4 protein-coding genes are annotated in these 6,859 nt (G+C 67.6%); 1 reads left to right on the top strand and 3 read right to left on the bottom strand.

What is annotated here, in order from left to right; all coding sequences use genetic code 11:
* The coding region (locus U9978_RS05750) for an FtsK/SpoIIIE domain-containing protein (protein WP_322759996.1) at positions 1-2,593 on the bottom strand (2,593 nt) is incomplete at its 3' end.
* A gap of 257 nt (positions 2,594-2,850) precedes the next feature.
* Here U9978_RS05750 and U9978_RS05745 point away from each other — a divergent pair.
* Complete coding sequence (locus U9978_RS05745) at positions 2,851-3,957, top strand: phosphotransferase (protein ID WP_322759995.1); 1,107 nt, start codon at positions 2,851-2,853, stop codon at positions 3,955-3,957.
* 73 nt (positions 3,958-4,030) lie between these two features.
* Here the strand turns inward: U9978_RS05745 and U9978_RS05740 are convergent, their stop codons facing one another.
* The gene (locus U9978_RS05740) at positions 4,031-5,176 is read right to left on the bottom strand and encodes a Rieske 2Fe-2S domain-containing protein (RefSeq protein WP_322759994.1); all 1,146 of its coding nucleotides are present in this window, start codon (positions 5,174-5,176) and stop codon (positions 4,031-4,033) included.
* A 117-nt stretch (positions 5,177-5,293) separates the two neighbouring features.
* Entirely contained in the window at positions 5,294-6,766 is a 1,473-nt protein-coding gene (locus tag U9978_RS05735) for an aldehyde dehydrogenase family protein (RefSeq protein WP_322759993.1), read from the bottom strand.
* Positions 6,767-6,859 lie beyond the last annotated feature (93 nt).

The following is a 6,859-nucleotide window of genomic DNA, read 5'->3' as shown; positions in this document are numbered from 1 at the left end:
CCCCACCGACGGGCGGCGGATCACCCAGGTAGCCGGACTGGAACAGGCGCGGCGTCCGCGTCTCGTCCTTCGTGCAGAGGATCATGCCGCGGCCACGCAGCCGACCGGGGATGGCCGCGGCATCCGGTATACCCAGGACCTCGACGCTGTCGGCCGGCTCGTTCTGCCGGAGGGTGATCCGCAGTTCGATGTTGTTCTTCAGCTCGGCCGAGAGCTTGCCCTGCAGCGACTGCGTGGCCAGCACCAGGTGCATGCCCAGCGACCGGCCTTTGGCCGCGACGTTGACCAGTGCCCGCAGGAAGTCCGGGGACGTCTCCAGTACCCGGGCGAACTCATCGAAGATCATTACAAGGCGAGGGAGCGCGGGCAGCCCGGGCGCACCGCGCCGGGCCCGCCAGTACTCGTCGATCTCACCGCCGTACCGGGCGAGCAGGGACTCCCGGCGGCGTACCTCCGCCCGTACCGAGGCGAGGACCCGGTCGGCGGCAGCCTGGTCGAAGACGTCCGCCGGTGTCTCGCCGGTGGAGCGGATGAGCCCGACGACGTGCGGGCAGTGCTCGAACGGGAGGAACGCGCTGCCGCCCTTGAAGTCGACGAGGACGAGGTTCAGCTCGTCGGGGGTGTTGGCCAGCAGCAACGAGGTGACGAGCGTCTGGAGCAGGATGCTCTTGCCCGCGCCGGTGGCGCCGCCGAGCATCGTGTGCGGTCCCTGCCCTGCGAGGTCGACGGTGACCGGCCCGTCCCCGTCCGCGCCGAGGAGCACCCGGGTGGTCGGCCCCGGCTGGTCCGCCCACAGGGCGAGCACGTCATCCGCGGACGGTAGGCCGACGCCGACGAGGTCGAGGAAGCGCACCGGGTAGGGGATGGCTGATTCCGCATTCCCCAGTGACAGCCGGTCGCGCAGGGGTGCGACGGCCCGAGCGAGCCGCTCGGCGTCGGCGGGGTCGATTCCCTCGCAGCGGCCGATCGCGACCTGCTCGCCGCGGCGGTGGGTGAGCCGGACAGCACGATTGTCGTCGACCTGGCATTCGGCGCGGCACTCGTTCATCCCGTGCCGGTCAACGGCGATCACGTACACGCCCGCCTCCGGCCCGTCCCGCAGGATCGCCTTCATACCCGACAGGTTGCGCAACGCGAGTGCACCGTCGAGCACGACCACGACGTCCTCGGCGAAACCGACGTTCCCACCGCCCCGGCGCTCGGCGGACCGGATGGTGATCAGGTCTCGGAGCTCGGCGATGCGGCTGGCCCGGGTGTGCTCGGTGTTGCCAACCCAGCAGGGCACCGGGCCCGCCTCACCTGCGGCGACGTGCGGCAGCCAGGCAGCCCACGCCAGGTCGCCCCGATCTCCGGATGTGATCAGGACGATCCGCAGGTCGTCGGGGCTGCGGAGCACGCCGAGCTGAACCAGCAGCCACCGGGCCAGGTCAGCGGCGGGGCCGGCCGGACCGGTGACGCCCAGCACACCCACGGCGCGCAGGTCGACGGTCAGCGGCACACCGCGCAGGGTCGGCTCGGTGAAACCGGCCCAGCGCTCGCCGCGCAGGTCGATCGAGGCGGGCTCGTCCGTAGTGCCCACCCGCAGCCGCAGGCCGTCCGGCGAGTCGGTATTGCGCGGCCATACCCGACGGTCGGCTCCGGTCGCGGCAAGGGTGAGGTCGAGCAGGTCGGGTGCCTGCGCACGGCGGATTTTCTCCTCGGTGGCCACGACGGTCGTGATCGTGTGCAGAGCCGCCGCCTGCTCCGTCGTGAAGCGCTGATCGTCAGCCCGTCGCTGTCTACGGGTCACCAACTGGTTGCCGAGGACGCTGGCCGGGCCGAGCAGACACATCACCAGCAGGATGGGGTTACGCATCACCAGGAACAGGACGCCACCGATCATCACCGGCAGCAGAGCGGGGATCCAGACCGCGCCGCGGGAGGCGGCCTGGCGGGCGGGGGCCGACGGCAGCGTCACCTCGGTGCGTCCGACGGCGGGTGTCGGGGCGAAGGCCCGGTCGAAGTCGAGGCGACCGTCCTGGCTGTGTGTCGTCGGCAGCGGCGAGCCGGGTAGCGGCACCCACTCCATGCGGTCGGTACCGGCCTCGAGGACGACCCCGGTCGCAAGGGGAACCGGCCCGACCACGGACGCGTCGTCGACCAGGGTGCCGTTGCTGGAATCGAGGTCCTCGACGGTGACCGTGCCATCCCGCGACACCATGAGCGCCGCATGGTTGCGGGAGACCTCGTCACAGGTGAGCACGACCCGCGCCTGGGGATCGCGTCCCATGACGTGGCGGCCCGGATCGAGCCAGCTGACCAGGCCGGCGTCGGGGCCGTCGAGCACCCGCAGACCGCCGAGGGCACCGGGCGCAACAGCGCGCGGTTGTGGACCCGGTACTCCGATACTGATCGTCGTGCCGTGCACCAGCGGGCTGTCGCCGACGGTTGCGGCTGGGTCGAGCGGTCGGCCGCCGACGAAGCAACGGCGACCGCCGACCGGTATCGCCAGCGCGTCGAGCACGGAACCGACCCCGGTTCCGGGATCGGCCGACATCTCGACGTCACACCGCGCGCCGGTGCCGGGGTCGTGGACACTCAGTCTGACGATCATCCTCTGCTTCGCTCCTCGCCCGATGTCCGTGCTCGCCGGACATCACCACTAACGGCAGTGTCTCGGACGTCATCAGTGGCTGACCGCTGGAGGTATGCCTGGACACGGACAGGTTCGTCGAGGACCGGCGATGGCCTGCCTCCGAGACTGGTCGACGAACTCTGGGTGACACGACCACCGGAATGCCCGCGTTCCAGTGGTGCGGCCGCCGGTACGCAATATTGTCGCCTGCAACGGTTTCTGTGCCAGAATCGCGCATGGCCAGCCTACCCAGGTCGATTGACGACCTCACCCCCGCGACGCTGACCGCCCTGTTGCGTGATGCCTATCCGACGGTCGTCGTCGACCACGTGGATCTGATCGGGGCGACCCGGATCGGTGTTGCCACCGCTACCGGTGAGAAGGCGTCAACCGCGGATCGGCTGACGCTCGGATTGCGGTACGCGCCGGGGTGCGACGCCGGGCTGCCACCGCGGATGTTCCTCAAGACCCTGTTGGTCGGTGAGGATGAGTCGGGTCTACCGCGGGCCGCACCCGCCATGTACCGCACGGAGATCGGTTTCTACCGGCAGGTCCGCCCCCGGCTCGACGTCGAGGCGCCCCGGATGTTCTTCGGCGAGCTCGACGAGGAGACCGGGCGGTTCGTGGTGCTCATCGAGGATCTCTCGCTGCGGGAAGCGACATACCCCAATGCACTGGGGTCACTGACCCCTGACCAGGCTGCCGCGCTGCTCGCCGAGCTGGCCAAGGTCCATGCCGCCTACTGGTCAGGCTCTGATCTTCACGATGTCTTCCCATGGCTGGAGACACCGGACTCGGGTGAGAACATCGAGTTCTTCCGGACCATCGGTCGGCGGATCTTCGACAAGCAGCTGAAGATCGACTGGAAAGCCGAGATCGTCGCAGGACTGGGGCGATCACACGACGAGCTCTGGGCGGCGTTGTGGAAGCTTCAGGTCCTCATGGAGAAGGAACGCCGGTGCCTGTTGCACGGTGACGCTCACGTCGCCAACACCTATCTGCTGCCGACGGGTGGCGGACTGCTCGACTGGCAGTTCTGCAAGGCCGGTAACTGGGCCAACGACGTCGCCTATCTGATCGTGACGGCCCTTGACTCCGAGCATCGGCGGACCCTTGAGCGAGATCTGATCGCCGGTTACCTCGACGAACTCGCCCGCCACGGCGTCACGCCGCCCAGCGCCGATGACGCCTGGCTGCTCTACCGGCAGAACGTCGTCTGGGGGGTGGCGGTGGGCTGGGTGATGACTCCGCCGACCCACCATGGCCCGGCTCTGATCAGTGCCAACCTCCAGCGGTGTGTCACCGCTGCCATCGACCTCGAGTCCTTCGAGGCCATCAGCTGACCGTTTCTTTCGCTGCGCTGATATCAATCGCTGCGCTGATATCGATCCCCGGCGATGCCGGCGGCCGGTGATTTTACCGGCCGCCGAGGCTGTCGGCCGCGGTGGGCCGTCCGTCGTGGTCGATCGGGGACGCCGGCTCCGGCTCACCCACTGGTGCCGGGTCCCCGAAACGCCAGCCGGGCAGGATGTGGCGGCGGTAGAAGGCCCGGTACTCGCGGATGGCCCGCCCGTCCGGCTTCACCGAAAGGGGTTTGGCAGGGGCCCGCATCCACCGGAGAACTTCCATGTCGGAGTAGTAGTTCCACTTGATGATAAAGAACATGAGCCGGCCCAGAACACGGTTGAGGAGGCCGAAGTAACGGTCCGGGCCGATCTTGCGGACGGCGATGCGCCAGGTGAAGATGAACAGGCCCTCGCGTACCGGTGTACCTCCGGTGAGAACTGTGAGCATGGGCGACGTCCGGTTGATGGTCGCATCCCGCTGCGTCCGGTACACGCCGATGCAGGGCGCGGCCATCTCACCGAACGCGTGCGAGTTGAACAGCCGTTGGACCTTGGATTGCGGCCGCCCGTCCGCGGGTCGCAGCTGGAACTCGAAGCGGTCTCCCTCGTTCGCCAGGACGGCGTACTCAACCGGTGCAGTGATCCGATGGCTGTACGGGAAATGGTAGGAGTCGACGATGTGCTCGGATATCGGCAGGGGTTCACCGCGTCCGATGTACACCTCGCCCTTGACATTGAGGAATTGCGCGGAGTCAAAGTGTGAGATGTCGAGGAACTCCCGGACGGGCTCCGGGCCGTACCAGAAGTAGATGTTTCCCGCCCGTTCGATGACGGGTACAGCGTGTTGGCGGGCCCGGCGTGGGATGCCGGCGGCCGGCACCCGCGGAATAGCTGCGCAGCGGCCGTCGGTCTCGAACTCCCAGGCGTGGTAACCGCAGGCCAGCCGGTCGCCGCTCACCCAGCCGCAGCGAGCCAGGTCGGCCCCCATGTGACAGCACTGGCTGTCGATCATGCCAACTGCGCCGGCCCGGTTTCGAAAAAGTGCGAACTGGCGGGACATGAACTCGACCGGAACCACCTGGCCGGCTTTTAGATCTTCGCCGAAACGCGCGAAGTACCAGCCGACCGGGTAGTCGGTGAGCTGTTCCTCGTGAGCAGGCTGGTTCGCCAACAGCCGTCGGTCGTATGCTTTCAGCCGTCGTCGCCGTGCCGACACAGGTCCTCCTCCGGTACGTCCACCGCGCACATGAGCACGTCGAGGCGCCGACCGGGATGGCGCAGGACCGGGATGGCGCAGGACCGGGATGGCACGGGACGATCTTCCTGTCTGACTTTATACCGCCGGGCTGGCGATTGTCTTGGCTTGTAGGTATTCCCGGAAACCGTCGAGACCGTGTTCGCGGCCGACACCGCTGATCCCGTAACCTCCGAACGGCGTGTCGGGGGAGAGGTAGAAGCTCATCCCGATGTTCACCGTTCCCGCCCTCAGGCGCCCGGAGATCCGCAGCGCGCGCTCGGGGTCGGCAGTCTGGACGTAGGCCGACAGGCCGTAACGGGAGTTGTTGGCCACACGGATGGCCTCGTCGTCGTCGCCGTCATAACGCACCACGGTGAGTACCGGACCGAAGACCTCGTTCTGTGCGATCTCGGCGTTTTCGTCCACGTCGGCGACAACGGTCGGCAGGTACCAGAAGCCCTTCTCCGCCTCGGCGCGCTTGCCGCCGACGATGACACGTGCTCCGGCCGAGCGGGCCCGGTCGACCAACCCCACTATCCGGTCGAGCTGGTTCGCATTGATGATCGGCCCGACGATGTTGCGGGAATCCCGCGGATCGCCCCAGGGCAGCGCTCCGACGATCGCCTCCAACCGCTCGAGTACCTCGTCGTAGCGGGAGGCGTGGACGACGAGCCGGGTGGCCAGCGCGCAGCCCTGACCCGAGTTGCTCATGCACATCCCGACGCTGTAGGGAAGGGCATAGTCGAGCTCGGCATCATCGAGGATGAGGTTCGCGGACTTGCCGCCGAGTTCGAGGCAGGCTTTGCGGATCCCGGAGGCCGCCCGTTCGGCGATCCGCTGCCCGACTGCCGGCGAGCCCGTGAAGTGGTACATGTCCACCCGCTGGTCACCGGTGAGGGCTTCGCCTGCGGCCGCCTTGTCCTGTGAACTGAGTACGTTGAGGACGCCCGCGGGCAGATCGGTGTACTCATGGGCGATCCTGGCGATGAACGCGCCGGTGAGCGGGGTGTCCGGTGCGGTCTTGAGTACGACGGTGTTGCCCGTGGTCAGGGCATGATTGATTTTCCAGATGTCGGTCATGAACGGCGCGTTCCACGGGGTGATCGCGCCGACGACGCCGTAGGGCTCGTAACGCACCTGCCGCAGGCTGCGCAGACCCATCAGTTCGTATGGCGGAAAATTCGTCTCCCAGTCGAATGTGCCGATAAGTTCGATGAAAAAGGACATATCGTCCGTCATCGCGTCGACGTGTGTGCCCACGCTCGCAACACAGATCCCGGCCTCGGCGGTCTGGAGCGCCCGTGCCGTCTCAGCCTCCTTGCGTAGTCCGTCTTGTAACTGTCGCAGGCAGTGCTGCCGCAGTTTCCGGTCCGTCGGCCAGCTCGACTCGTCTGCGGCCCGGCGGGCGGCGGCAACCGCCTGTGCCACATCCTCGGCTGCGGCGTCCGCGGCGGTACCTACGACCGACTCGTCGGCCGGGTTGATGACGTCGAAGCGTTGCGCACTCAGCGCCTCCCGGAACTCCCCGTCAATGAACAGCCGGCCTTCTGGCTGAGATGCCACAGTCATGAACTCTCCTTGTTCCCTTGTTCCCTTGTTCTCATGTTCGCGTCGCCGGTCCGACGTCCGCAAGCGATTACCGTCCGGCGGCTTAGAGCGACC

It is taken from the genome of Protofrankia sp. Cr2 (genome assembly GCF_963555885.1).
Lineage (GTDB): Bacteria > Actinomycetota > Actinomycetes > Frankiales > Frankiaceae > Protofrankia.
The sequence above is the reverse complement of the archived record's forward strand: the minus strand, read 5'-3'. Positions and strand labels throughout refer to the sequence as shown.

Bases quoted from the DNA above. Each gene is read 5' to 3' on its own strand.
- U9978_RS05735 (WP_322759993.1), bottom strand. From the start codon at position 6,766: ATGACTGTGGCATCTCAGCCAGAAGGCCGGCTGTTCATTGACGGGGAG.
- U9978_RS05745 (WP_322759995.1), top strand. From the start codon at position 2,851: ATGGCCAGCCTACCCAGGTCGATTGACGACCTCACCCCCGCGACGCTG.